Raw genomic sequence first — 23804 nt, forward strand, 5'->3', positions numbered from 1 at the left:
GGCCGCGGGGTGACGGCGTCGCGGCGTCAACGCCCACGCGACGTCTGGCTGTTCACAAAGGCGCGGGCCTCCCTTGCCGCCTCCGGGCTCACCCCGTGCCGGGGCCGCCCGGCATGCCGTAGGCGTCGGCGATCAGTTCGTAGGAGCGGAGGCGGGCGTCCGCGCCGTGCACGTTGGAGGTGAGGATCATCTCGTCGGCACCCGTGCGCTTCGCCAGCGCGTTGAGGCCCTCGCGGACCGCGTCCGGCGTGCCGTGGACGATGTTGCCGATCCAGCTGTCGGCGAAGTCGCGCTCTCGCGCGCTCCACGGATAGTCCTCGGCCTCCTCCGGGGTCGGGACGAGGCCGGGCCGGCCGGTGCGCAGGCGGAGCATGGAGAGGGCGCCGGTCATGATCTGGCGGCGGGCCTCCTTCTCGTCCTCCGCCGCGAGTACCGCGACGCCGATGGCGGCGTACGGCTCGTCGAGGACGGCGGAGGGGCGGAAGGACTCCCGGTACAGCTCCAGCGCCGGCAGGGTGTTGGCCGCCGAGAAGTGGTGGGCAAAGGAGAACGGCAGTCCCAGGGAGCCCGCCAGTTGCGCGCTGAACCCGCTGGAGCCGAGCAGCCAGATCTCCGGCCGTCCGGTGGACTGCACGCCGCCCGGCGAGGTGGCCTGGACGGGGCCGGGGACGGCGTGGATGCGGCTGTACGGATGGCCGTCCGGGAAGGCGTCGTCCAGGAAGCGGGTCAGTTCGAGCAGTTGCTGCGGGAAGTCGTCCGCGCCCTCGTGGAGGCGGTCGGTGCGGCGGAGGGCGGCGGCCGTGGCGCCGTCGGTGCCCGGGGCGCGGCCGAGGCCGAGGTCGATCCGGCCGGGTGCGAGGGCTTCCAGGGTGCCGAACTGCTCGGCGATCACCAGCGGGGCGTGGTTGGGGAGCATGACGCCGCCGGAGCCCAGCCGGATGCGCTCGGTGTGCGCCGCGAGGTGAGCGAGGATCACGGCCGGGGAGGAGCTGGCGATACCGGGCATGGAGTGGTGCTCGGCCACCCAGAAGCGGTGGTAGCCGCGGCGCTCGGCGGTGCGGGCGAGTGCGGCGCTCGTGCGCAGGGCGTCGCCGGCGGTGCTTCCGCTGCCGACGGTGGCGAGGTCCAGTACGGACAGCGGGACCGGGGCGGTGCCCCGCGCCGTGCCGCGGATGGTGTCGTGCTCGGTGGCCATGCGGCCTGCCTCCCTGGTGGTTCTCCGTCCGGATGCGGACGCGGTGCGTGTGCCGTGTTCGGGGCGCGCGGGTCACCGCGCGCCGGCCGGACAACCGGAGAGTTACTCCGGTTATTCCCGGCCCACGTCCCGCCACCGCACCCCGCTCATCACATAAATTGGCGAACCAGACACTCCGGGTTGAATATTGCCAATCACCACCGAACTCCCCCAATCACCCCTCCCCTTCTCCTAGATTGATCCCGCGCGCCGCCGCCCCGGAGGCAGGGTGCCCTCGGCGACTTCGCGGCGGCACGGGGGAGTTCACATGCTCAAGACGGTGAAGAACACCACGGTGATCAGCGCGGTGGCGCTCGCCCTCGCGGCGCCCGCCACCGGAACCGCACAGGCGGCACCGGCGAAGCCCATGCCGGGAAGCACCGGGCAGTCGGCCTCCGCCGCGGCCCCTGTCCACCCGGATGCCGCCGGAGACGCCCCGGCTGGGCGGCGGACCTTCACGTCGACCTCCATCCGGGGCAGCGGAAGGTCCACCCTCCGCATCACGCTGGACGCCCGACGGGACGGCTCCGCACCGGCGCTGACCTCGTCCGAACGGAAACAGCTGGATTTCGTCCTCGGCAAGCCGTGGGCCGTCCCCGCCTCCGCGGCGCCGGCCGGAGCCCGGGTCCCGGCCGCGGCGCCGGACGCCCGGCGCCGAGGGCCGGCCATCCTGCGCTGCGGCAGGAATCCGCGCTGGAGCGACACCAACGGCACCCTCCACGCCCGCTTCAACTGCCTGTATTCCACGATCAACTGGGGCTTCCGGATCTCCCGCCGGGTGCAGTCCGTCATCACCGGCCCGGTCCGGGAGAGGGGCGTTTCGTGGTGGAGGAACGGCAGGGCGATGCCGAGGAACGCCGGTCACGTGGTGGGGAAGAACTACCTGTTCCACGGCACGCTCAAGCCCGTCCGGCATGATGACCTCGTGCAGTTCCAGGACTACATGACCTTCCCGGTGCGGATCGGAGGGCGGCCCGGAGTGGGCTCGCTCAGCTGGGCCGCAAGCGTCAAGGCGAAGAGGTAGCGATGCGTCCGGGCACCACCGCCGTACGGAGCTGGGCGGAGGCGATCCTGCGCCAGCTCGGGGTCCCCACCGGTCACACCCTGGAGGTGACCGCGGGCGCCCCGGACGGGCCCGGGGCCCCGGAGCCCGGCCCGGCCCACACCTCCACGCTGCGGCTGCGCCCGGGCGGGAAGCGGGCGGAGGACGCGGAAGACGGAGGCGCGGGCGGGCGCATGGCCGGGCAGGGCGCCGCGCGGCACGGCGGTTCCGTCTCCGTCACGCTGGCCTTCGGTGACGGCTCCGCCGTGAGCGTGCTCCTGGCGGAGGGTCCGGGCGAGGCCGAGGCGGTGGCCCATCTCGCCGGGCAGCTCCAGGAGGCCGTCCTGGAGACGGCCGGCGGCACACCGGTCCCCCCGTGCCCGGGCGGCCGCGGGCACGGCCATCCGCCGACGGCCGATGTGGTCGCCGGCACCGCCTGCTGGGTGTGCCCGGCAGGCGGCGGAACGCGTCCCATCCTTTCCGGGGCTTCCGGGACCGGTCCCGGACCCGGAAGCCCCGGGAGCCGAAGCGGGCCCGGGGCCGGAGCAGGAACCGGCGCCCGGGCGTAGCGGTCCGGCGCGCGGGGCCCTCCTCCACTACTCCGCGCCGCTCCCGGCCGCGCGGGACGGCCCACCCGAGCGGTGCACCGGCGGGCCCTCTCCGTGTGCGGCAGCCCCTCTTCCCGTGCTCCTCGCCTTCAGGCCGCCTCAAGCCGCCTCAGGCCGCGGAGAAGAGCGCTCCGAGCCGCGGCCGGTGCGGCACCGGGTGCGCCAGCAGCCGCAGCCCTTCGCGGACGGTCACCTGGTTGGCGGTGAGCACGGGCTTGCCGAGCTCCGCCTCCAGCCGGGCGATGTACGCGGCGGTGTGCAGGGCGGTGTCCGGCAGCAGCACGGCCTGTGCCGCGGGGTGGTCGCCCGCGCGGGCGAGGGCCCGTACCTCCTCCCAGCCCCAGGTGCCGACCTCGGCGGCCGTGATGATGCCGCTGCCGCGCATCGCCACGACCTCCGTGCCGAAGGACTTCAGGAAGGCGGTGAACAGCTCGGCGACGTCCTCCGGATAGGTGGCGGCGACCGCCACCCGTTCCAGGCCCAGGTCGCCGAGGGCGTGGGCGAAGGCGAAGGAGGTGCTGGAGGCCGGCAGTCCGGCCACCTGCGCCAGCTCCCGCGCCTGTTCCTGTGCGCCGTCACGGCCGAAGACGAAGCTGGCACTGGTGCACGCCCAGACGACGGCCTGTGCGCCCCGCGCCCGCAGATCGGCGACCCGGGCCGCGAGCCGGGCGGCCGAGCCCATCTCCAGCAGGGCGTCGACACGGTGGGCGTCCTCTCCGATGTCGGTGTGGACGAGCGGCAGCCGGACCGCGGGGGAGGCACCGGTGACGGCTCCGGCCAGACCGAGGACACCGTCCTGCGCCTCCGCCCCGTCCGCGGTGGGGGCGGTCTCCGGTGCCGTGCCGCGGCCGTCGCCCGGATCCGCGCCGGCCAGCATGGCTTCCAGGCGCGGGTAGTCGTCCTCCGCGGAGTACCCCGGGTACAGGAAGCCGACGGTCGCCGCGCCGGCGCCCGTCCCGTCCGCCCCGTGCTCCGCCGCCCCGTGCTCAGCCGCCCCGTGCGCGGAGCGGGCCGCGGCCGTCTCCGGCGTCGTGCCCGCCGCCGTGCCGGGCGCCGTACCGGGGGTGGCGCCGGGGGTCGTCAGCTCTGCCATGCGTCTCGCTCTCCTGCCTGTTCGGTCTCGCTGTTGCCTGTCGCCCCCGTCGTCTCCGCCGCCCCTCCCTCCCGCCGTACGTGCCACACGCGGCCCCCGTGCCGTACGGGCCGAACGCGCCGCACGGGGTCAGAGGGGCGCCGGGCCCGCCGGATCGTCCGGGTACAGGGGTGCGTCCAGGGCGTCCGCCGCCTCCGTCTCGGCCCCCACCCCGCCCGGCGCCCCCGCGAACGCCGCCTCCGGCTCCCCCCGCACGTCCCCGAACGGCAGCACGGCGCCGAGCCCTTCCGGGCCGGTCACTCCCGGGCCTGCCGCTCCGGGGCCTGCCGCTCCCGGTCCGAACACGGCCGGGCCGATCACGGCCGGGCCGCCGAGGGTGGCCGCCGCTCCCGGGGTCTCCTCCTCAGCGGCGGACGGAGCGGGGGGCACGGCCCGCGGCGGCGCCGGCGGTGGGGCCGTGGCCGTCATCGACGCCGGGCCCCGTCTGGCCACCGGGTCGAGCAGCGCCTGGTAGGGCCCCACCGCCCGCTCCCCGATCCGTCGCAACGCCGACCACATGGTCACCTGATTGGCCGACAGGACGGGCATCCGCAGCTCCGCCTCCAGCTGCGGGATGGCGTCGTACGTCGGCAGGTTCGTGCAGCTGATGAAGAGGGCGTCCGCTCCATGGGTGACGGCCCGCCGGGCCATCTCCACCACGGACCGGTAGGAGACCTTCCAGATGTGGCAGGTCAGCCCGAGGAACTCGCGGTCGGTGACGGTGACCCCGCCCTCCGCCAGATAGTCCTCCAGGGCCTGGGTGACGGAGGCGGTGTACGGCGTGACCAGCGCGATCCGCCGGGCCCCGATCTCCGCCAGCGCCTCCAGCAGGGCTCCGGAGGTGGTGAGGGCCGGGATCTCACCCGCCTGGGCCATCGCGGCGCACATGGCGCGCTCGCCGGCCAGGCCGCCGACGAAGCTGCCGGAGGTGCAGGCGTAGGCCACGACCTCGGGGCTGACCGCGCGCAGCGTGTGTGTGGCCTCCCGGAGGGTCTCGTGCTCACTGACCAGCCGGGCCAGGTCGAGGCTGACCTCGACCGGCACGAACGGCGTACGGGTCAGGTGCAGCGACACCTGGTCGGGGGCCCAGCGCCACAGCTCCCGGTCCAGCGCGAAATCGAACGGTGCGACGACACCCACGCCGCGTTGCGGGCGCGGGCCCCCCAGAAAAGAGATGTCCATTCCGAAGCCCCAATACGAACGGAGGGCAGGGCCGAAGCCGAGGAAAGAGGGCGGTACCACAGAACAGAAAGCCGTGCACGCCGAGGCGCCGGGACAGAGGCCGGCACGGGCTTACCCGGGTCGGCAATACCCGTATTGACGAAGGTAGTTTCCGGTCCCTAGCGTGGTCAATCCCAGTTCTCCCGCCGTTTTTCCGGCTCCTCTCCAGCGAAGCGGAGAGACGTTTCGAAATGGTTTCCCATCCATGACCGACAGCACCCTGCTCGTCCTCGGCGGCGAGCCCGCCCCCCGGCTCGACCGGCTCTCCGGCCGCGCCCGCGTCGTGCACGCCCGCGACGCGGAGTCGCTGGCGGCGCTCCTGCCGGCGGCCGACGCCCTGCTGGTGTGGGACTTCACCAGCGACGCTCTGCGCGATGCCTGGCCCGGAGCGGGCCGCAGGCCGCGCTGGGTGCACACCGCCAGCGCGGGCGTGGACCGGCTGCTCTTCCCGGAGCTGACGGCCTCGGACACCGTGGTGACCAACGCCCGGGGGATCTTCGAGCAGCCCATCGCGGAGTACGTCGCCGGACTCGTCCTCGCCTTGGCCAAGGATTTTCCGGGCAGTTGGGAACTCCAGCAACAGCGGCGATGGCGGCACCGGGAAACCATGCGGCTCGCGGGAAGCCGCGCGGTCGTATCCGGCTCGGGCCCGATCGGCCGGGCCATCGGCCGCACGCTCGCGGCACTGGGTGTCGCCGTGGAACTCGTCGGGCGCACCCCGCGGGAAAACGACGCGGAATTCTCTCGGGTGCACGGCGGCGGCGCGCTGAAAGATCTTCTCCCTTCCGCCGACTGGGTGATTGCCGCGGCTCCGCTGACGGAGGAGACCCACGGAATGTTCGACGCGGAAGCTTTTTCGCTCATGCGTCCGACGGCCCGGTTCGTCAATGTGGGGCGCGGGCAACTCGTGGTCGAGCGTGATCTGACGGAGGCCCTGGCCAAGGGCTCGCTCGCGGGTGCCGCACTGGACGTCTTCGAGGAGGAGCCGCTCCCGCCGGACAGCCCGCTGTGGGACGCCCCGGGGCTGCTGGTGTCCCCGCACATGAGCGGGGACACGGTGGGCTGGCGCGACGCCCTGGCCGATCAGTTCATGGACAACTTCGACCGGTGGGTGGCGGGGAAGCCGCTGCTCAACGTGGTCGACAAGCGGCTCGGTTACGTACCGGTGCCCTGAGCTCTCCCCCGCATCCCTGGAGGCCCCGATGACCGAGCTGTGCGACCTCACGGCCACCCGACTGCTCGCGGGCTACGCCACCCGCGCCTTCTCCCCCGTCGAGGCCGTCCGCGCCGTGCTGGAGCGGATCGAGCGGACGGAACCCGTGGTGGGCGCCCATGTGCGGGTGAACGCCGAGAGTGCCCTGGCGCAGGCCGCCGAGTCCGAGCGGCGCTGGCTGCGCGGCGAGCCGGCCGGGCTGGTCGACGGCGTGCCGGTGTCCGTGAAGGACCTGCTGCTGCTGCGCGGCGCGCCCACCCTGCGGGGTTCGCGCACCGTGGACGCCGGCGACCCGGCGGCCTGGCGGGAGGACGCCCCGGCGGTGGCCCGGCTGCGGGAGCACGGCGCGGTGTTCACCGGCAAGACGACGACCCCGGAGTTCGGCTGGAAGGGGGTCACCGACAGCCCGCGGCACGGAGTGACCGTCAATCCGTACGATCCGCGCCGCACGGCGGGCGGGTCGAGCGGCGGCAGCGCGGCGGCGGTCGCGCTCGGCGCGGGGCCGCTGAGCCTGGGCACGGACGGCGGCGGCTCGGTCCGCATCCCCGGCTCCTTCTGCGGGATCTTCGCGCTGAAGCCGACCTACGGCCGGGTGCCGCTCTACCCGGCGAGCCCCTTCGGCACCCTGGCCCATGTGGGCCCGATGACGCGGGACGCCCGGGACGCGGCGCTGATGATGGACGTGATCACGGGCCCGGACTGGCGCGACTGGTCGCAGTCAGACCGGGTGCCGGCCGACTTCGCGGCGGGTCTGGCCCGCGGTACGGAGGCGGTGTCCGGGCTGCGCGTGGCGTACAGCGCCTCGTTCGGGGGGCGGGTGCCCGTCGAGCCGCGGGTGGCGGCCGCGGTACGCCGGGTGGTGGACCTGCTGTCCGCGCTGGGGGCCCGGGTGGAGGAGGCCGAACCGCCGCTCGCGGAGGACCCGGTGGAGGCGTTCCACACCCTGTGGTTCAGCGGGGTCGCGCGGGTGGTGCAGCCGCTCGGCCCCGAGCGGCTGGAACTGCTGGAGCCGGCGCTGCGCGAGGTCGTGGAGCGGGGCGCGGCGTACAGCGCGCTGGACTATCTGACGGCGGTGGACGTCCGGATGGCGCTGGGCCGCGAGATGGGCCGCTTCCACGACACCTACGACCTGCTGGTGACGCCGACGATGCCGGGCACCGCGTTCGAGGCGGGCGCCGAGGTGCCCAAGGGCTCCGGGCACACGCGGTGGACGGGCTGGACGCCGTTCACGTATCCGTTCAACCTCACGCAGCAGCCCGCCGCGACCGTGCCCTGCGGGCTGGACGGCGAGGGGCTGCCGATCGGGGTGCAGCTGGTGGGGGCGCGGCACGCGGACGGCCTGGTGCTGCGCGCGGCGCACGCGCTGTACGAGGCGGGGGTCGCGGACGAGGTGCCGCCGCCCGCCGCGGGCTGAACCGGGCCGGTGGCGCGGGCCGGCCGGACGGACGGCGCACGGGCCGGGCGGACGGCGGGCGGACGGCGCACGGGCCGGCCGGGCGCGCGTCCTCGCGGGACGGCGCCGGGCCGGGCCGCGGGGGCCTTGCGCTCAGGCCCGCCGGAAGGTGAGGCTCTCCCCCAGCGCTCCGGCCCGCCACAGGTCCTGGCAGGCGTCGGCCATCCGGTCGAGGCCGTCGACGACCGCGCCCCAGACGATGCCGGGGACCCAGCCGGCGTCCCCGTTGATCAGCAGATTGTTCCGCTCGTAGAACAGCGCGAGGTCGATGACCTGCCGCTGCCCGCGGTGCCCGGCCTGCTCCTCGTAGCCGTAGGACTTCGTGCCGAGCTGGGTGTCGGTGAAGGTGAAGTAGCAGAGGTCGCCGGGGATCGGGGTGATCGTCGGGTTCTCCAGCGGGGGTTCGGCCGGGGCGAACGGGGACAGCAGGGTGTAGATCTCGTTCCGCGCGTACTTGGCGTGGTAGACGTCGCCGCTGAGCGGCAGCGCGTTCCAGACGGCTTCGCAGGTGATCGGGGCTCGGTCGTCGAGGAGGCGCGCGGTGCAGGTCACACCGCGTTTGGCCAGGGACACCTCGATGTGCCGGGCGGAGCGGTCACGGGGTGCGGAGTCGGTCATTCGGATGCTCCTGTCAGTCGTCCCGGACGGGTCCCGGCCGGTGCGGATCCGGGGCTCTTATGGTGACGCAAGTGGATCAATGACAACAGAACCGGCGGCGGTCTCAGCTCGGTTAAGGCTGGAAAAGAGCGGCATGAATTCTTGCTCTCCGGGTAGCGAGCCGCCCATGGCTCGACCACGCGGGAACGATACGTACCGGATCGGCCGCCGCTCCCTGCTCGCAGGAGTGGCGGCTTTGAGCGCGTTGGGGGCGGTCGGTTGCAGCCGGGTGTCCACCGCGGACGTCAAGGACGGGGGAGATCTTCTGGAGCGCCTACGGGCGCAGGGTGTTGTGAAACTGGGGCTGGCCGGCGAGCAGCCGTACAGCTACATCGGCAAGGACGGCGAGATGACCGGCTACGCGCCGGAGGTGGCCGCCCGCATCTTCGAACGGCTCGGGGTGCCGAAGGTCCAGCCGTTCCCGACGGAGTTCGGTTCGCTGATCTCCGGTCTGAACTCGCAGCAGTTCGATGTGGTCGCCGCCGGGATGTACATCAATCCCGAACGCTGCCAGCAGGTGCTCTTCGCGGACCCCGAGTACCAGATGCTCGACGCCTTCATCGTCCGCAAGGGCAACCCCAAAAACCTCAACAACTACCAGGACGTCGCCGAGGCCGGCGCGACCCTCGCGACGGGCGTCGGTTATGCCGAGATCGGCTACGCCCAGGACGCCGGGGTCGAGAAGATCATGACCCTGCCGGATCAGCTGGCCGGGCTTCTCGCCGTCGAGCAGGGCCGCGCCGACGTCTTCGCGGGCACGGCCGTGACCGTGCGCAACGTCATCAAGGAGACGAAGTCGAAGCGCGTGGAGGCGACGGAGGAGATCCAGCCGGTCGTCGACGGCGAGCCCGTCGTGGACGCCGGCGCCTTCGCCTTCCGTAAAGCGGAAACGAATCTTCGGGATGCCTTCAACCGCGAACTCCACAAGATGAAGGACAGCGGTGAGCTTCTGCGGATCATGCGGCCCTTCGGTTTCACGGAGGAGCAGATGACGGATCTGACCGCAGAGGAGAAGTGCGCGCCATGAGTGAGATCACCTGGGGTTTGTGGGAACTCCTCCTCAAGGGCCTCTGGGTCACCGTCCAGCTGACGGTCTACAGCGCGGCCCTCGGCGCCGTCGTCGCCTTCACGGTCGGCATCGCCCGGACGCACCGGCTGTGGATCGTCCGTTTCCTCTCCGGCCTCTACATGGAGATCTTCCGGGGCACCTCCGCCCTGGTGCTGATGTTCTGGCTGTTCTTCGTCCTGCCGGTCGCCTTCGGCTGGCAGCTGCTGCCGCTGTGGGCGGCCACGCTGGCGCTGGGCCTGTCCTACGGCGCGTACGGCTCGGAGGTCGTGCGCGGCGCCGTGCAGGCGGTGTCGCCGGCGCAGCGCGAGGCGGGGATCGCGCTCAGCTTCACCCCGATGCAGCGGATGCGGCGGATCATCCTGCCGCAGGCCTGGCCGGAGATGCTGCCGCCCTTCAACAACCTGCTGATCGAGCTGCTCAAGGGCACCGCCCTGGTGTCGATCATGGGTGTCGGCGACATGGCCTTCGGCGCCTCGCTGATCCGCAACGCGACCGGGGAGAGCGCGCCCGTCTACACGATCATCCTGGTGATGTACTTCGTGCTCGCCTTCGTCCTGACCCGCGGGATGCGGGTGGTCGAGCGCGGCGCGAAGGCCCGGGTCGGGCAGCGGCCCGCGAAGGGCGGCGGGCTGCTGAGCAGGCTCAATCTCCGTGAGCGCACCGACATCTCGGCCGACGCGGCCGGCGCTGGGGGTATCTGATGCAGTGGGACTGGTCGGCCGTCGCCGACTTCATGCCGGACTTCTGGCGGGGTCTCCTCGTCACCCTCCAGGCGCTGGTGCTGGGCTCGCTCATCGCCTTCACCCTCGGCCTCTTCTGGGCGCTGGCGCAGCGTTCGCCGCTGCGGGCGGTGCGCTGGCCGGTGCAGATGTTCACGGAGTTCATCCGGAACACACCGCTGCTGGTGCAGCTCTTCTTCCTCTACTACGTGCTGCCCGAGTGGGGTCTCACCTTCTCCGCACTGACCACCGGTGTCATCGGCCTCGGTCTGCACTACTCGACGTACACCGCCGAGGTGTACCGGGCCGGCATCGAGGGTGTGCCCGTGGGTCAGTGGGAGGCCGCCACCGCGCTGAGCCTGCCGCGGACGCGCACCTGGTCCGCGGTGATCCTGCCGCAGGCGATCCGGCGCGTCGTGCCCGCACTCGGCAACTACGTCATCGCGATGCTGAAGGACTCGCCGATGATCGCCACGATCGGTGTGCTGGAGATGCTCGGCGAGGCCCGCCAGTTCGGGTCCGAGACCTTCGTCATGACCGAGCCGATCACGGTCGTCGGCATCGCCTTCATCCTCATCGCCTACCCGGCTTCCCTCCTCATGCGAGCCCTGGAGCGTCGTCTTGTCCGCTGAAAGCAGTTCCCCGAACGCGACCCCGGCCCCGGCGGCCGGCAGTGAGCTGATCCGTTTCGACGGGGTGACCAAGCGGTTCGGCAGCAACACGGTGCTGAACCACCTGGACTTCACCGTGGACGCAGGCAAGCACGTCACGCTGATCGGCCCCTCGGGCTCCGGCAAGACGACGATCCTGCGGCTGCTGATGACGCTGCTGAAGCCGGACGAGGGCACCATCTCCGTCGACGGCGAACACCTCACCCACGAGGAGAAGAACGGCAAGCTCGTCCCGGCGGGCGAGCGGCACACCCGCGAGGTGCGCAAGAAGATCGGCATGGTCTTCCAGCAGTTCAATCTCTTCCCCAATATGAAGGTGCTCCGCAACATCACCGAGGCCCCGGTCCACGTGCTGGGGATGAGCAAGGACGAGGCCGCCGAGCGCGGCCGCGAACTGCTGGACCTGGTGGGCCTGTCGGACAAGGCCGACGCCTACCCGACCCACCTGTCCGGCGGCCAGCAGCAGCGGGTGGCCATCGCGCGGGCGCTGGCCATGCGGCCGAAGGTGCTGCTGCTCGACGAGGTGACCTCGGCGCTGGACCCGGAGCTGGTGGCCGGTGTGCTGGACGTGCTGCGGGACATCGCGCACACCACGGACATCACCATGCTCGTCGTCACCCACGAGATGAACTTCGCGCGGGACATCTCCGACGACGTGCTGATGTTCGACGCGGGGCGGGTCATCGAGTCCGGGCCGCCGGAGAAGATCTTCTCCGAGCCGGAGCACGAGCGGACCCGGGAGTTCCTGAGCGCCGTGCTGTGATTCCGCGGCGCCGCCGGGCGCGGGCCGGGGGCGTTCCCCCGGCCCCGGAGGCACCGCCGTACCGCTCCCGCGGACGGCTGTCCGGGCCTCCCGCGCCCGGCCCGTGACCACGGCATATGCCAGAGCGGCGCACTTCCGCGATACCGCGGGAAGTGCGCCGCTCTTGTGCACAACTCGGCCCCGCGAGCAGGCCCTTGGCCGCTATCGTGGAGTACAGCCCAGCCGTGGCGGCGGTGGACAACGGCCCGGGAAGGCCGGAACCCCCCGCGACCAGAAGCGCGGCGACGATGCAAACGGTCACACCTGTAGGGGGACACCGTGGCGCAGCAGCCCGAGCCGACCGCGCCCTTCGCCTCGGTCCAGCACGCCCTGCGCGTGCTGGAGAGCATCGCCCGCCACCACGGCGGCGTCACCGGGGAACAGCTGGCGCGCGAGACCGACCTGCCGGCGGAGCGGCTCTTCCCCATGCTGCGGATGCTGCGCCGCGAGGGCTATGTGGAGGAGCCCGCGGACGATGTGTACGCCGTCGGCCGGACTTTGCTGCTGCTGGGCTCGGCCGCCCGCGAGAAGGCCCTCGCCGACAGGCTCCAGCGCCATCTGGAGGAGCTGCGCGACACCCTCGGCGCCGCGGTGTATCTGAGCCGCTACGTGGACGGCGAGGTGCGGATCACCCAGTGCGCCCACGGGCCGGACACCCCGAAGGTCAACGAGTGGGTGGACTTCCGCTCCGCGGCGCACGCCAGCGCGGTCGGCAAGTGCCTGCTGACCCAGCTCGACCACAACGGCCGCCAGGACCATCTCGCCCGGCACAAGACGGCCCGCTTCACCTCACGGACGATCACCGACGAGAAGGTCCTCTTCAGCAAGCTGGACCACCAGCCGTCCACCGTCCCCGTGCTCGACCTCCAGGAGTACGCCGTGGGCACGGTGTGCGCTGCGGTGCCCATCGCCGCCGGCAAGGCCGTCGGCTGCCTGGCGCTCTCGCTGCCGATCGAGCGGGCCCACCGGCTGCGCCAGGCGGCCGAGACGCTCAACCGCAGAGCGGCGCCACTGGCGCTGTCCCTCACCATCTGAGCCCGGCGGCGGCCCGGCGGCGGCCCGGCGGCGGCCCGGAACGGCAGCGAGGCGGTCACGGTGGCGCCGCGGAAAACCGGTCGGGAGCAACCCGGCGGACCGGGTAGTATTGCCCCGCACGTCAGCACGCGCCGCTAGCTCAGTTGGTTAGAGCAGCTGACTCTTAATCAGCGGGTCCGGGGTTCGAGTCCCTGGCGGCGCACGCACGATACGAGAGGCCCCTCCGTTCCGGCGGAGGGGCCTCTCGCGTTCCGGTGTTCACCGGCTGCCCGCGTACTGCTCCGCGGCCGGGCGCCGGACCGGGCGGTTGGAGCCGGCAGGCTAGAACCGCACGTCGGAGCAGGCGTAGAAGGCGTTTCCGGTGTCGGCGACGTCCCAGACACCGACGATCACGTGCCGGCCCGACTTGCCGCTCGGCATGGTGCCCCGGTGCGTGACGGTGGCATCGGGCTGACGGCCCCCGTAGGGGACGGTCAGGAACGGCTGGGACTCCAGCGCGGCCCGGGTGATCGGCTGGGAGGGGTTCCAGCCGTTCCGGGTGATGAAGTACCGGAAGTTCGAGGTGGCGTGCCGGGCGGTGAGCCGCCAGGTGAAGGTGTGGCTCTGCCCGGACCTGACGTCGGTGGCCGGCCAGTTGCCGCCGCGCGGGTCGTCCAGCGCGGCGAACCGGCCGTTGCCGCCGGAGCAGATGGCGCCGTCGGCGGGACCGGCGGCCGGGAAGCCCTTGGGGCCCTCGACGCTCTGCGGCTCCCACTGGATGCCGCCGCAGTTCTGCACGGTGCCGTTGGCGCAGAGCGCCTGCCGGCTGATCGGGGAATCGGTGTAGCCGTGGCTCTGGGCGCTGCCCGTGGTGGCGAAGAGGGAGACACCGGCGATGCCCAGGCCGAGCAGGGCCGTGGAGATCTTTCTGCGCATGAGTCACTCCAGAGGATGTGGGGGTGGTCCGGGCCCGCGGGGTCGGTGCGGGCCCGGCTCTTCGGCTCGGGTGAGGGTGGGGAGTGGGTGTGGAGCAGCCCCGGCGATGCGGTCTAGACCAACTCGGAGAGTAGCGGCGGCCGTTGGGGATGTCTAGACCAATAACAGGGGTTGTCGCGGCCCGGCCCGCCGTGCGCGACCTCTGGGGACCGGACGTCGATTGCCGAGGGCTTCGCCTCCGGGAGACCGTCAGTCCCGGCCGGTCCAGCCGGTGCCGGTATCAGGCCGGTGCGGGTCCAGCCGGTGCGGGTCAGGCCGTGCCGGTCAGGCCGGGCTCGGGAAGGATCCGGTCGCAGCGGGACCGCGACGCCTTGACCCACTCGCCGTTGGGGTGGTCGTTGCCGTCCACCCAGGCGCGGGCACCGGCCGCGTCCCGGCCGCCCGCGAGTTGCCGCTCGATGAGGCGCGCGTCCCGTACGGCGTCGGGCGTCTCGACGTACCAGACCTCCGCCATCAGCCGGCGCGCCTCCGACCAGCCGGGTGCGGCGCAGGCGAGGTAGTTCCCCTCGGTGACGACCAGGCGCGTGTCCGGACGCAGCAGATGGCGGGCGGCGACGGGCTCGTGGAGGGTGCGGTCGTAGTCCGGCACGTAGATGTCCCGGCCGGTGTCCTCATGGACGCGGCGGAGCAGGGCCTCGTAACCCCAGACGTCGAAGCTGGGTGCGGAGCCCTTGCGGTCGGTGAGTCCCAGGTGTTCGAGCCGGCGGTTGGAGAGGTGGAAGCCGTCCAGCGGCAGATAACCGGCCGCCCCCTCGCCGTGCCGCCGTTCGATCCGGGCGACGAGGGCCGTGGCGAGGGTGGACTTGCCGGCTCCGGGCGGCCCCGCGATCCCGAGCACGGTCCGGGTGCGCCCGCCTGCGGTCAGGGCCCACGCCTCGTCCGCCAGCCGCGCGATGTCCATACCGGCAGGCTAAGGGTTGTCCCGCCCCCGCGGGGCGCGGGTCGCGTCCCGTACTTCCCCTTCGCGTGATCGGAGGCCCCGGTCCCCGGATGCGGCGGTGAAGGCCGGGCCGCTCCGCGGGTTTGCGGGATCCGGGCCGCCGGGAGCCCGTCGCGTACCGCCGGGGCGGTGAGGGGAGAATGCCGGATCCGCCATGTCTACACCGGGCGAACGGGGGCACCCGGTGAGCAGGGTGAGGTGCCCGGTCCGGCGCCGCTGGGGGCGGCGGGCCGGGCGAATCCGTGTTCCCGTGTTCCCGTGTACCGGCGTGGCGCCGCACCGCCGGACCTCTCGCCTCTCGCCTCGCGCCTCCCGCCCCTCGCCTCTCGCCTCTCGCCTCTCGCCTCTCGCCGGCCCCTCCGCTCTCGGCCGGCCCGGTGGCTTCGCGCTCCGCCCGGCACCGTCCGTGTGATGTCCCGCGCATCACCGCGTACGCGGCTCGCCGGCCGGGCCGGGAGCGGGCCCGGGGCTGCCGGCGAGCGGGTTCGTGGCATTCCCCCTCGGAACACGTCGGGATCTACGCGCTGCCGCGCGGCTCGGCGAAGCGGATCAGCCGCTCGCCGGCGGTCTCCGCGCCGAAGGCCAGCAACCGCTCGCCCTCTTCCGCCAGTTCGTCGCGCTGCCGGGCGGTCAGCGGGGTGAAGGGCTGGACGGTCAGGGTCGCGGTGCCGCGCTGTTCGTCGATCCGCCAGGCTCCCCGGACGAAGCCGTCGAGGAGGACGGTCCCGGGGATCACGGCGTTCTTGGTCGCTATGGCCCGGCGCCCCGCGTCGTCGATGATCCGGGTGCGGTCGGCGTAGGACAGGATCGCATTGTCGTACGGGGCGAGGTAGCGCACCGGGGCGGGCGTGTCCGGCTCCGGCCGCGGGGCCTCGGGGAGGTCGAACAGCTCGCGGCCCGCGGTGTCGCGGAAGACGGTGAGCCGGGGCCGCAGCCGGGCCACGGTGGCCCGCAGCCGGGTCAGCCCCGACCATGCCTGGATGTCCTGCACCGTCGCCGGGCCGTAGGCCGCCAGGTAGCGGACGACGAGTTCCTCGGCGGGCGGCTCGGGGAGCAGGGGCCGGCCGAGCCAGGACTCGGCGGTGGCGTAGGTGGTCCGGGCGCTCTGCCCCCACAGGCCGCGCGGTGGCACCTGGACGAGCGGCAGCAGTGCCCGGGCCGCGTTGACGAGCTGCGCGGGGCTGTGGTCCGGCCACCGCTCGCGGAGCAGCCCTCCGAGTTCGGTGGTGGACAGGTGCCGGGCGTCGAGGAGTTCCCGGGCCGCTGCGGCCAGTGCGGGCAGCTCGACCCCCGCCAGGTCCTTGCCCCAGGCGCTCCTCATGCCCCGGTCGAGGCAGGGCTGCACCCAGGGCCGGAGTGCCAGGGCGTCATCGGCGGTGACGAGGTGGACGGTGCCGCGCATCACGACGATGCGGGTGACGGCCCGCTCGCTGATGAGCCGCGAGAGTTCCTCCGGGCGGAAGTCCACCAGCCGTGTCCACAGCCCGTAGTAGGGCGGAACGGGCTGCTGCGACTGGAGCCCGACCAGGCTCCCGACCGCGTCCCGCACGGACATCCGGTGCCGGCTCAGCAGCATCTGCCGGGCCAGGAAGGCGCGGTTGAGGGCCCTGCGGTCCAGCACGGCGGAGGTGGTCGTGGTCATCGGACGGAAATCTCCCTCGGAGAGCTGCGGCTGCCGGTGACGGCGGAACCGCCGGTGCGGCTGCGGACGGGACGCGGCCCGGTCCCCGACGGGTCCCGCCGGGGACCGGTGAGCCCGGGGGGCCCGGCCGGACCGGGTGGGACACGGCCGGACCGGGTGGAGGCCCCGGTGGGCCGGACGCTCCCCGAGTCTGCCGTGCGGGCCCGCGCACCGCGCGCTGATTGACCCACAACGCACGGTCGTACGGCGCCCGTTGGGTCCGCGCCGCACCCCTTGGCCGCCGGAGACGGCGGACGGAACCGGAACCGCCGTATCCGCCTCGGCCACCGGCTCCGCCTCGCCCCGCAGGTCGTCGGCGGACGGTCCGGACCGCGACGCCGGGGCACGGCGCCGCCGCGGGGCCGCGGGGCCGTGGAGCCGCGCCCCCGCAGCGTCCAGGGATGCTCCGGGCGGCTCCGGGAAACCATGACCCTCATCACATTTCCCGCCGGAGGGCCCGGGAGCGGCCCCGGGCGTACGGACCACCGGGTCCCGTCCGGTACGATTAACCAGGTCAGCAGGCGCCGCTAGCTCAGTTGGTTAGAGCAGCTGACTCTTAATCAGCGGGTCCGGGGTTCGAGTCCCTGGCGGCGCACATGACACTCGGGGCCTTTCCGCCACGGCGGGAGGGCCCTGAGCCGTGTCCGGGCCGTGCACGACGACGCGTCGACACCGGTGCCCGGGCCGGGAGCCAGGGGCCGGGGGACGAGATGCACCGGTGCCCCGGCCCCGGTCGGCACGGGGCCCTCGGGGAACACGGCAACGCGGGGAACACGGCAACGCGGGGAACACGGCAACGCGGGGAACACGGGGACAGGCGCGCCCGGCCGCACGCGCCCGCGCTCCACCCCGGCATCGCTCCGCCCGAACGCCGGTCCGCCCGAGCACCGGTCCGGGCGGCGCCGACCCGCACGCCGTTCCGCTACCAGTCCGCGTCGCGGGCCAGGCCGAGGGCGTACTCCGTCCACCACCGGCCGGCCGGGGGCCCGCCCTTGCAGGTGCCGTCGGACTCCCCCGGCCGCTTGATCCACAGGTAGGCGTCGACCAGCTCGTCCCCGGTGCGGGTGGTGGGCGGCTCGCCCAGGGCGCGTCCCGGCGGGTTGCACCAGCTCATGGCCTGGTGGCCGGAGGCGGGCAGCGGACCGTTGCCGTTGCGGCTGGTGTCGATCACGAAGGTCTTGCCGCCGAGGAGCCGGGACAGGGTCCTGCCGTAGGCGCGGTTCTCGGCGGTCGTCCGGTAGTTGGCGGTGTTGAGGGCGAAGCCGTCGGCCCGGCCGATGCCCGCGCGCCGCAGCGGAGCGGTGAGCCGGCCCGGGTCGGTGATCCAGCGCGGATTGCCCGCGTCCAGGTAGACCCGGGTGCGCGGGAGGGCCTTCAGTCTCTGCACGGCCTCCGCCAGCAGCCGGTAGCGCTCCCGGTGGTACACGGGCGGGGTGCAGCCGTCCACGATGTGCGGCACCGCGTCCGGTTCCAGGACCACTGTGGCCGCGCGGTCCCCGATACCCGCCGCGACCTCGGCGACCCAGCGGCGGTACGCGGCGCCGTCCGGGGCGCCGCCCTTGGAGTACTGGCCGCAGTCACGGTGCGGGATGTTGTAGAGCACCAGCAGGGCGTGCCGGTTCTCCCGCGCCGCGGCCCGGGTGAGGCGGGCGGTCTCCGCCCGGGGGGCCTTCGTCCCGATCCACTCGGCGACCGGCTGGGCGGCGATCTTCTTCTCGATCAGCTCGGCCTCGCCGGTACGCCCCCGGGCGCGCAGGGCGGCGGCCTGCCGGGCCGCGGTGCTGTGCGGGTTGACCCAGAAGGGAGTCGAGGACGACCGGGGGGCCGTGTGCGCCGGGACCCGGTCGTCCCCCGGGCCCGGCGCGGACGCGGGACCGGGCGGGCGGAAGCAGCCAGCGGCGAGCAGTACCGCTCCGGCCGCCACTCTCGCCGCCAGCCGGCCCATGTGGCCGTACATCCGCTCCCCCTGGGGCCTCGGTCCGCGGTGTGCCCCGGGACCGCGTTCGGGACACTTCAGGTCGGACGCATCCTGGCACGCGGTTCGCGCGGGACCCGGCACCGACCGTGGCCGGGGAAGCCCCGTTACGGCGTTTGCCGTAGCGGGAGCGGTGAGCCAAGTGGGGCGGGCTGCACGCCGCCGGGCCGCCGTCGTCAGCCGTCCGCCCCCGGTGGGCCGGGGCGGCCCGCCGGGCTGCGCGAGGGCTCGCGGAGCCCGGCCGCGTCCCCCCGTTCGTGCGGCGGCGCGGGCGGCCTCGTGCTACGGCGGTGCAGGGCGAGGCCCGCCATGCCCAGGACCGCGCCGCCCGCGAGGCACACGCCGACGACGATCTGGCGGGTGTTGGGACCGTCCTCCGGTTCGGCGGCCGCCGGCCGGCCGTCCGCGGCCACCGGTACGGGACGCGGACCGGGGCCGGCCTGTCCCGGGAGGGCAGCCGGTGCGGAAGCGGGGACCGCCGGGACGGCCGGGGCGGGGACAGCCGTCACCGGAACGGCCGGGGCGGCGGCCATGGCGGGAGCGTCCGCCCCGGGAGCATCCGGAGCGGAGACGGCGGGGCCGGCGGGGCCGGCGGAGACGGCGGGGCCGGCGGGGCCGGAGCGGGCCGGAGCGGAAAGAGCCGGGACGGGGAGCGCCGCGATGGCGCAGAGCAGGCCGGTCGCCGCGATCGCGCCGGCCAGGCGGACAGAGTCCATCGTGCACCTCCTCTCGCCTCAGAAGGTTCGCGCGCCCGGCGGCCCACCGCACACCCGGCGTGCCGGGCGCTGCTCCGTTCGGCCCGGGGGCCGCGGCCCGGTCAGACCAGGTCGACGAGGTCGGCGATCGATTCGGCGACCCGCGACGGCCCGTAGGGGAAGCGCCCGATCTCGTCCGGCCGCGTCACCCCGGACAGGACGAGGAACGTCTCCATCCCGGCCTCCAGTCCGGCGAGGACGTCGGTGTCCATCCGGTCGCCGATCATGGCGCTGGTCTCCGAGTGCGCCCCGATGGCGTTGAGCCCGGCGCGCATCATGAGCGGATTGGGCTTGCCGACGAAGTACGGCTCCCGGCCGGTGGCCTTGGTGATCAGCGCGGAGACCGCGCCCGTGGCGGGCAGGGCGCCCTCCGTGGACGGGCCGGTCGCGTCGGGGTTGGTGGCGATGAAGCGGGCCCCGTCGTTGATCAGGCGGATGGCCTTGGTGAGGGATTCGAAGCTGTACGTCCGGGTCTCGCCCAGCACGACGTAGTCCGGCTCGGCGTCGGTGAGGATGTATCCGACGTCGTGCAGGGCGGTGGTCAGCCCGGCCTCGCCGATGACGTAGGCCGTGCCGCCGGGGCGCTGGTCCTCCAGGAACTGGGCGGTGGCGAGCGCGGAGGTCCAGATGTTCTCGACGGGGACGTCCAGGCCCATCCGGCTCAGCCGGGCGTGCAGGTCGCGCGGGGTGAACATGGAGTTGTTGGTGAGCACCAGGAAGGGGCGCTCCAACTCGCGCAACCGCTTGATGAAGGAGTCCGCGCCGGGGATGGGGGTGCCCTCGTGGATCAGTACCCCGTCCATGTCGGTGAGCCACGACTCGATCGGCTTGCGCTCTGCCACGGAACGGCTCCTGTCCTCGGTGCGGATGGGCGGTGGCCGGCCGGCGCGGTGACCCGGCCCGCCGCTCGGTCCAGCCTAACGGCGCCGGACCCGGCCGCCCCTGCCCGTTGGTGACCGGTTTCCGTCGCTTCGGTGAGCGGTTCCGGTCGTTCCGGTGCCCGGCGGGCGTCGATCGCCGTGGGCACCGCGCGCGTTCCGCCGGGGGCGGGCGCCGCGCTCCCCGGAAAGGGTCCGCGGGATGGGGCTCGCGGAACGGGGTCCGGGGGCCGGGTCCGCGGGACGGGGCTCGCGGAACAGGTTCCGTCTCTCCACCGGCGGCGGTTCCGTGCCACCGCGTCCCGCGTCCCGCGTCCCGCTCCCGCGCCCGCCCTCCGCCCGAGCGCCCGGGGTGCGTGGAACGCGGGGGCGGCGACGGCCGGAGCACCGGCGCCCGGGCCCCGACGACAGCCGGTGCGCGCGCCCGCGGCTCAGCGGCGCACGCGGCGCGAGGCGGCGACCAGGACCGCGCCGAGCGCGGCGGCCGCCCCGGCGGCCGCGCCGACCCGGGCCATGGCTCCGCGCGTACCGGTCGCGGTGCCGCCCGGAACGCTGCCGGTGCCGGTGCGGGCCAGTTCGCCGGACGGGCCGGAACCGCCGGGCTCACCGGGGCCCCCGGGGCGGCCGGGCCTGCCGTGCTCCCCGTGCTCCCCCGGTCCTCCCGGTCCTCCCGGTCCCTCCGCCTCCCGGGGACCGCCGGACCTGTGGTGCCCTTCACCACCGCTTTCCCGCGGCTCAACGCCGCCGGCGGAGCGGTCACGCTCCCGCTCCCGCTCCCTCCGGGACCGGGTGTCCTCCCGCCCTTCGGTGTGCGTTCCGCCGCCGCCCCGGATGGTGAACTCGTAGTCGTTGGAGGAACCGATCCAGTCGCCGTCGTCGTCGCGCCGCTGCACGGCCGCCACGGTGAGCCGGACCGAGTTGCCGGCCGTGCCCTCGGCGAAGCGCATCCGTACGCCGACGGTGACGGTCCCGCCCGCCGGGACGGCGAAGCCCGGGAAGCCGTCGAAGACGGCGATGTGCTCGTGCCGGTCGGTGGTCTCCAGCGTCACGGGGCGCCAGGAGCGGCTGTACGCGTCGTAGAACTCGAGGAAGATCCGTTCGCCGGCCAGCTTCCGGGTGCTGTCGACGAGCACGGCCACGGGGTGTACGGCCCGGCAGGCCCGTTCCGTCGTGTTGCGCAGGCCGATGGACCAGCGCCGCCAGCCGTCTCCGGCCGTGTACTCCCGGGGGCCGCCGCGGATGCGGGCCCGCAGCGGGAAGTCGGGGCTGTCGCGGTCTCCGCAGTACGGCTCGACGGCCCGGGGCAGCGGCCGGGGCACCGCACCCGGCGCCACCACCGCCGCCGGAGCGCCCTGGGCCTGCGGCAGGAACACCAGGACGGGGGCGGCCACCGCCACCAGCGCGGCCGCTGCGGCCGCTGCCCCGGCGGCGAGGTGTCTGCGCTGGCGCATGGCAGCCCTTCGGTGAAATCCGCCTGCGGGCCCGGGTGCGGCGCGCTTGTTCGCCGTCCGCCCGGTGGGTGCCGCCCGGGCCCGCCCGTACGTGGGGTTCCTTCCCCGCCCGGAGAGCCGGCGCGCCCCCGGCCCCGCCCGTTCGCCCGAAGCGGCCGGGCATCGGGGCCGAACGGTCCGGAGCGGTTGCCGGCGCGGCGGCCGGCGTGCATGGTCCGCGGTGCTCCGGTGCCCCCGTGTCCCCGTGTCCCCGTGCCCCGTGTCCCCGTGCCCCGTGTCCCCGTGCCTCCGTGCCCCGGTTCCCCGGATGCCCGGCGGTGCCCGCCGGCCGGGACCGCGGAGGGAGGCCGGGGCGCCGGAGCCCCGGGGCATCGCCGGGCGATTCAGCCGACCGGGCCGTTCGTACCGCCGAGTCCGCCGGGAAGGGCTGCCGGGCGGACGGCCGGATCCGTTCGCTCCGGTGCCCCGCCCTCGCAGCGGCACCGGCCCGCGACCGAAAGGAGCGAACGGCGTGAAATACATGGTGCAGATCTTCGGCGGGCGTGACACCTGGGACGAGGAGATGGCCGCCTACGCGGCGGCCGGCTGGGGTCCCCTCGTCACCTTCATGGAAGAGGTCAACAAGGAGCTGGCCGACCGGGGCGAGTGGGTCGAGGCCCAGGGCCTGGGCGGCCCGGGTCCCGTCAGGACGGTGCGGGCCCGGCCGGACGGCACACCCGAGGTGACGGACGGCCCGCACTTCCCGGCCGAGAAGATCCTGGCGGGCTACTGGATCATCGATGTGGCGACACCCGAACGGGCGGTCGAGATCGCCGCACGCATCTCCACCGCACCGAGGCCGGACGGCGGCCCGGGCAGCGACCCGGTCGAACTCCACCCGGTCATGGAGGGCCCTCCGGAATAGGCGGCCGTCGCCCGGGCCGTCCGGGGGTTCTGCCGAGGACCCCGGACGGCCCCGTCCGGCGGACGCGACCGCCCGGCGGGCCGTTTCCGGGCCGCACCGGCCCCGCGGGAGCCCCCTGAGGCGCGCGTGGTTGAGTGAGGGGCATGTCCACGCGCACGTCCGCCGGTACCGGCTCCCGTCCCCCGCTCCGTGTCGGCCTCGTCGGCTACGGTCTGGCGGGCTCCGTCTTCCACGCCCCGCTGATCGCCGCCACCGGGGACCTGGTCCTCGACACGATCGTCACGACGAGCCCCGGGCGCCGCGAGCAGGCCCGCGCCGAGCACCCCGGGGTGCGGTTCGCGGACAGCCACCGCGAGCTGCTGTCCCGTACGGAGGGCCGGGACGCGCTCGACCTGGTGGTCGTCGCCTCCCCCAACCGGACCCATGTGCCGATCGCCACCGACGCCCTCCGCGCCGGCCTGCCGGTCGTCGTCGACAAGCCGCTCTCCGCGACCGCCGCCGAGGCCCGCGCCCTGGCCGCCCTCGCCGAGGAGCGCGGGCTGCTGCTCTCCGTCTTCCAGAACCGCCGCTGGGACAACGACTTCCGCACCGTCCAACAGCTTCTCGCGGAGGGCGAGTTGGGCGATGTCCAGCGGTTCGAATCCCGCTTCGAGCGCTGGCGGCCCAAGCCCAAGGGCGGCTGGCGCGAGTCGGGCGACCCGGAGGAGATCGGCGGTCTCCTCTACGACCTGGGCAGCCACCTCGTCGACCAGGCGCTGGTGCTCTTCGGCCCGGCCGTCCGCGTCTACGCCGAGTCGGCGGTCCGCCGCCCCGGGGCCGAGGCGGACGACGACACCTTCATCGCCGTCACGCACGCGAACGGCGTCAACTCCCACCTGTGGATGAGCGCCACGACCGCCCAACTCGGGCCGCGTTTCCGTGTCCTGGGCAGCTCCGCCGGGTATGTGAAGTACGGACTCGACCCGCAGGAGCAGGCCCTGCGCGACGGGCTCCGCCCTCCCGGCACCGCCGGAACGCCCGGCACCGCCGGCGCACCCGGCACGGACACCGGCACCGGCACCGGCACCGGCACGGCGGACACCGTCACGCCGGACATCGGCACCGGCGCCTCGGGCACCAGCCCGGTGGACGCCAGCGCCTGGGGCGTGGAACCGGAGTCCCTGTGGGGCCGGCTCGGCTCCGGTGAGTCGCCGGTGACCGGCGGCGGCCGCGCCGTCCCCACCCTGCCCGGTGACTACCCGGCGTACTACGCGGCCGTGGCGGCGGCCCTCCGCGACGGCACCCCGCCGCCGGTGACGGCCCCGGAGGCCGCCGCGGCGCTCGACGTCCTGGAAGCCGCACGGCGTTCGGCCCAGGAGGGCCGGGCGATCACCCCGTAACCCCGGGAGC

Annotated in this window: 22 protein-coding genes and 2 tRNA genes; 13 read left to right on the forward strand and 11 right to left on the reverse strand. The window is 74.1% G+C overall.

The features are described from left to right. Positions 1 to 88: 88 nt before the first annotated feature. Complete coding sequence (locus KBZ10_RS03705; RefSeq protein WP_210985992.1) at positions 89 to 1195, reverse strand: LLM class flavin-dependent oxidoreductase; 1107 nt, start codon at positions 1193 to 1195, stop codon at positions 89 to 91. A 307-nt stretch (positions 1196 to 1502) separates the two neighbouring features. On the opposite strand from KBZ10_RS03705, the gene KBZ10_RS03710 reads away from it, so the two are divergent. Next, on the forward strand, positions 1503 to 2258 hold the full coding sequence (locus KBZ10_RS03710; protein ID WP_210985993.1) for a hypothetical protein: 756 nt from the start codon (positions 1503 to 1505) through the stop codon (positions 2256 to 2258). 2 nt (positions 2259 to 2260) lie between these two features. Further along, complete coding sequence (locus KBZ10_RS03715; protein ID WP_210985994.1) at positions 2261 to 2845, forward strand: hypothetical protein; 585 nt, start codon at positions 2261 to 2263, stop codon at positions 2843 to 2845. Positions 2846 to 2993: 148 nt separating this feature from the next. On the opposite strand, the gene KBZ10_RS03720 is transcribed toward KBZ10_RS03715, so the two are convergent. Further along, a complete protein-coding gene (locus tag KBZ10_RS03720) occupies positions 2994 to 3809 on the reverse strand; it encodes a decarboxylase (protein WP_210986088.1) in 816 nt (271 codons plus the stop codon). A 297-nt stretch (positions 3810 to 4106) separates the two neighbouring features. Continuing rightward, the gene (locus tag KBZ10_RS03725; RefSeq protein ID WP_210985995.1) at positions 4107 to 5198 is read right to left on the reverse strand and encodes an aspartate/glutamate racemase family protein; all 1092 of its coding nucleotides are present in this window, start codon (positions 5196 to 5198) and stop codon (positions 4107 to 4109) included. Positions 5199 to 5442: 244 nt separating this feature from the next. Between KBZ10_RS03725 and KBZ10_RS03730 the strand changes: the two genes are divergently transcribed. Both KBZ10_RS03730 and KBZ10_RS03735 read left to right on the forward strand, forming a co-directional pair. Further along, on the forward strand, positions 5443 to 6411 hold the full coding sequence (locus KBZ10_RS03730; RefSeq protein WP_210985996.1) for a D-2-hydroxyacid dehydrogenase: 969 nt from the start codon (positions 5443 to 5445) through the stop codon (positions 6409 to 6411). A gap of 28 nt (positions 6412 to 6439) precedes the next feature. Beyond that, positions 6440 to 7864, forward strand: coding sequence for an amidase (locus KBZ10_RS03735; protein ID WP_210985997.1), 1425 nt, complete (start codon positions 6440 to 6442; stop codon positions 7862 to 7864). A gap of 132 nt (positions 7865 to 7996) precedes the next feature. On the opposite strand, the gene KBZ10_RS03740 is transcribed toward KBZ10_RS03735, so the two are convergent. Beyond that, a complete protein-coding gene (locus KBZ10_RS03740) occupies positions 7997 to 8521 on the reverse strand; it encodes a DUF3830 family protein (protein ID WP_210985998.1) in 525 nt (174 codons plus the stop codon). A 166-nt stretch (positions 8522 to 8687) separates the two neighbouring features. On the opposite strand from KBZ10_RS03740, the gene ehuB reads away from it, so the two are divergent. The 6 genes from ehuB (at position 8688) to KBZ10_RS03770 (ending at position 13058) form a co-directional block, all read left to right on the forward strand. Continuing rightward, positions 8688 to 9587: an ectoine/hydroxyectoine ABC transporter substrate-binding protein EhuB gene (ehuB, locus tag KBZ10_RS03745; RefSeq protein ID WP_210985999.1), complete on the forward strand. Its 900-nt coding sequence runs from the start codon at positions 8688 to 8690 to the stop codon at positions 9585 to 9587. Continuing rightward, entirely contained in the window at positions 9584 to 10330 is a 747-nt protein-coding gene (gene ehuC, locus KBZ10_RS03750) for an ectoine/hydroxyectoine ABC transporter permease subunit EhuC (protein ID WP_210986000.1), read from the forward strand. Before ehuB ends, ehuC begins: the two co-directional genes overlap by 4 nt. Beyond that, positions 10330 to 10980 (forward strand): ectoine/hydroxyectoine ABC transporter permease subunit EhuD, encoded by a 651-nt coding sequence (ehuD, locus tag KBZ10_RS03755; protein ID WP_210986001.1) that lies wholly within the window; start codon positions 10330 to 10332, stop codon positions 10978 to 10980. The genes ehuC and ehuD overlap by 1 nt, the downstream gene beginning before the upstream one ends. After that, the gene (gene ehuA / locus KBZ10_RS03760; protein ID WP_210986002.1) at positions 10970 to 11782 is read left to right on the forward strand and encodes an ectoine/hydroxyectoine ABC transporter ATP-binding protein EhuA; all 813 of its coding nucleotides are present in this window, start codon (positions 10970 to 10972) and stop codon (positions 11780 to 11782) included. The genes ehuD and ehuA overlap by 11 nt, the downstream gene beginning before the upstream one ends. A gap of 318 nt (positions 11783 to 12100) precedes the next feature. Next, entirely contained in the window at positions 12101 to 12856 is a 756-nt protein-coding gene (locus KBZ10_RS03765; RefSeq protein ID WP_210986003.1) for an IclR family transcriptional regulator, read from the forward strand. Positions 12857 to 12984: 128 nt separating this feature from the next. Further along, positions 12985 to 13058: transfer RNA gene (locus tag KBZ10_RS03770), tRNA-Lys, on the forward strand. A 119-nt stretch (positions 13059 to 13177) separates the two neighbouring features. Here the strand turns inward: KBZ10_RS03770 and KBZ10_RS03775 are convergent. The 3 genes from KBZ10_RS03775 to KBZ10_RS03785 all read right to left on the reverse strand — a co-directional run bounded on the left by KBZ10_RS03775 (position 13178) and on the right by KBZ10_RS03785 (position 16413). Beyond that, positions 13178 to 13771: a lytic polysaccharide monooxygenase gene (locus KBZ10_RS03775; protein ID WP_210986004.1), complete on the reverse strand. Its 594-nt coding sequence runs from the start codon at positions 13769 to 13771 to the stop codon at positions 13178 to 13180. Positions 13772 to 14081: 310 nt separating this feature from the next. Then, positions 14082 to 14732 carry a nucleoside/nucleotide kinase family protein gene (locus KBZ10_RS03780; RefSeq protein ID WP_210986005.1) on the reverse strand — a complete coding sequence of 217 codons (651 nt, stop codon included), beginning with the start codon at positions 14730 to 14732 and terminating at the stop codon, positions 14082 to 14084. A gap of 556 nt (positions 14733 to 15288) precedes the next feature. After that, a complete protein-coding gene (locus tag KBZ10_RS03785; RefSeq protein ID WP_210986006.1) occupies positions 15289 to 16413 on the reverse strand; it encodes a winged helix DNA-binding domain-containing protein in 1125 nt (374 codons plus the stop codon). A gap of 560 nt (positions 16414 to 16973) precedes the next feature. Here KBZ10_RS03785 and KBZ10_RS03790 point away from each other — a divergent pair. Continuing rightward, positions 16974 to 17047 (forward strand) — tRNA-Lys (locus KBZ10_RS03790). Between the two features lie 327 nt (positions 17048 to 17374). On the opposite strand, the gene KBZ10_RS03795 is transcribed toward KBZ10_RS03790, so the two are convergent. The 4 genes from KBZ10_RS03795 to KBZ10_RS03810 all read right to left on the reverse strand — a co-directional run bounded on the left by KBZ10_RS03795 (position 17375) and on the right by KBZ10_RS03810 (position 21511). After that, complete coding sequence (locus tag KBZ10_RS03795) at positions 17375 to 18409, reverse strand: glycoside hydrolase family 6 protein (protein ID WP_210986007.1); 1035 nt, start codon at positions 18407 to 18409, stop codon at positions 17375 to 17377. Positions 18410 to 18603: 194 nt separating this feature from the next. Then, a complete protein-coding gene (locus KBZ10_RS03800) occupies positions 18604 to 19143 on the reverse strand; it encodes a hypothetical protein (protein ID WP_210986008.1) in 540 nt (179 codons plus the stop codon). Between the two features lie 101 nt (positions 19144 to 19244). After that, positions 19245 to 20024: an HAD-IIA family hydrolase gene (locus KBZ10_RS03805; RefSeq protein WP_210986009.1), complete on the reverse strand. Its 780-nt coding sequence runs from the start codon at positions 20022 to 20024 to the stop codon at positions 19245 to 19247. A 467-nt stretch (positions 20025 to 20491) separates the two neighbouring features. Continuing rightward, positions 20492 to 21511 carry a hypothetical protein gene (locus KBZ10_RS03810; protein ID WP_210986010.1) on the reverse strand — a complete coding sequence of 340 codons (1020 nt, stop codon included), beginning with the start codon at positions 21509 to 21511 and terminating at the stop codon, positions 20492 to 20494. 520 nt (positions 21512 to 22031) lie between these two features. On the opposite strand from KBZ10_RS03810, the gene KBZ10_RS03815 reads away from it, so the two are divergent. Both KBZ10_RS03815 and KBZ10_RS03820 read left to right on the forward strand, forming a co-directional pair. Further along, positions 22032 to 22415: a YciI family protein gene (locus KBZ10_RS03815; protein ID WP_247701793.1), complete on the forward strand. Its 384-nt coding sequence runs from the start codon at positions 22032 to 22034 to the stop codon at positions 22413 to 22415. Positions 22416 to 22558: 143 nt separating this feature from the next. Continuing rightward, on the forward strand, positions 22559 to 23794 hold the full coding sequence (locus KBZ10_RS03820; protein ID WP_210986011.1) for a Gfo/Idh/MocA family oxidoreductase: 1236 nt from the start codon (positions 22559 to 22561) through the stop codon (positions 23792 to 23794). Positions 23795 to 23804: the final 10 nt, after the last annotated feature.

The organism is Streptomyces sp. F63 (genome assembly GCF_018070345.1).
In the GTDB taxonomy this organism is placed as follows: domain Bacteria; phylum Actinomycetota; class Actinomycetes; order Streptomycetales; family Streptomycetaceae; genus Streptomyces.

Excerpts from the sequence above, each read along its gene's own strand:
- KBZ10_RS03725 (WP_210985995.1), bottom strand. The coding sequence starts at position 5,198 with ATGGACATCTCTTTTCTGGGGGGCCCGCGCCCGCAACGCGGCGTGGGT.
- KBZ10_RS03815 (WP_247701793.1), top strand. The coding sequence starts at position 22,032 with ATGGTGCAGATCTTCGGCGGGCGTGACACCTGGGACGAGGAGATGGCC.
- KBZ10_RS03715 (WP_210985994.1), top strand. The coding sequence starts at position 2,261 with ATGCGTCCGGGCACCACCGCCGTACGGAGCTGGGCGGAGGCGATCCTG.
- KBZ10_RS03735 (WP_210985997.1), top strand. The coding sequence starts at position 6,440 with ATGACCGAGCTGTGCGACCTCACGGCCACCCGACTGCTCGCGGGCTAC.
- KBZ10_RS03710 (WP_210985993.1), top strand. The coding sequence starts at position 1,503 with ATGCTCAAGACGGTGAAGAACACCACGGTGATCAGCGCGGTGGCGCTC.
- KBZ10_RS03795 (WP_210986007.1), bottom strand. The coding sequence starts at position 18,409 with ATGTACGGCCACATGGGCCGGCTGGCGGCGAGAGTGGCGGCCGGAGCG.
- KBZ10_RS03780 (WP_210986005.1), bottom strand. The coding sequence starts at position 14,732 with ATGGACATCGCGCGGCTGGCGGACGAGGCGTGGGCCCTGACCGCAGGC.
- ehuC (WP_210986000.1), top strand. The coding sequence starts at position 9,584 with ATGAGTGAGATCACCTGGGGTTTGTGGGAACTCCTCCTCAAGGGCCTC.
- KBZ10_RS03810 (WP_210986010.1), bottom strand. The coding sequence starts at position 21,511 with ATGCGCCAGCGCAGACACCTCGCCGCCGGGGCAGCGGCCGCAGCGGCC.
- KBZ10_RS03820 (WP_210986011.1), top strand. The coding sequence starts at position 22,559 with ATGTCCACGCGCACGTCCGCCGGTACCGGCTCCCGTCCCCCGCTCCGT.
- KBZ10_RS03730 (WP_210985996.1), top strand. The coding sequence starts at position 5,443 with ATGACCGACAGCACCCTGCTCGTCCTCGGCGGCGAGCCCGCCCCCCGG.
- KBZ10_RS03785 (WP_210986006.1), bottom strand. The coding sequence starts at position 16,413 with ATGACCACGACCACCTCCGCCGTGCTGGACCGCAGGGCCCTCAACCGC.
- KBZ10_RS03775 (WP_210986004.1), bottom strand. The coding sequence starts at position 13,771 with ATGCGCAGAAAGATCTCCACGGCCCTGCTCGGCCTGGGCATCGCCGGT.
- ehuB (WP_210985999.1), top strand. The coding sequence starts at position 8,688 with ATGGCTCGACCACGCGGGAACGATACGTACCGGATCGGCCGCCGCTCC.
- ehuD (WP_210986001.1), top strand. The coding sequence starts at position 10,330 with ATGCAGTGGGACTGGTCGGCCGTCGCCGACTTCATGCCGGACTTCTGG.
- KBZ10_RS03705 (WP_210985992.1), bottom strand. The coding sequence starts at position 1,195 with ATGGCCACCGAGCACGACACCATCCGCGGCACGGCGCGGGGCACCGCC.
- KBZ10_RS03740 (WP_210985998.1), bottom strand. The coding sequence starts at position 8,521 with ATGACCGACTCCGCACCCCGTGACCGCTCCGCCCGGCACATCGAGGTG.
- KBZ10_RS03800 (WP_210986008.1), bottom strand. The coding sequence starts at position 19,143 with ATGGACTCTGTCCGCCTGGCCGGCGCGATCGCGGCGACCGGCCTGCTC.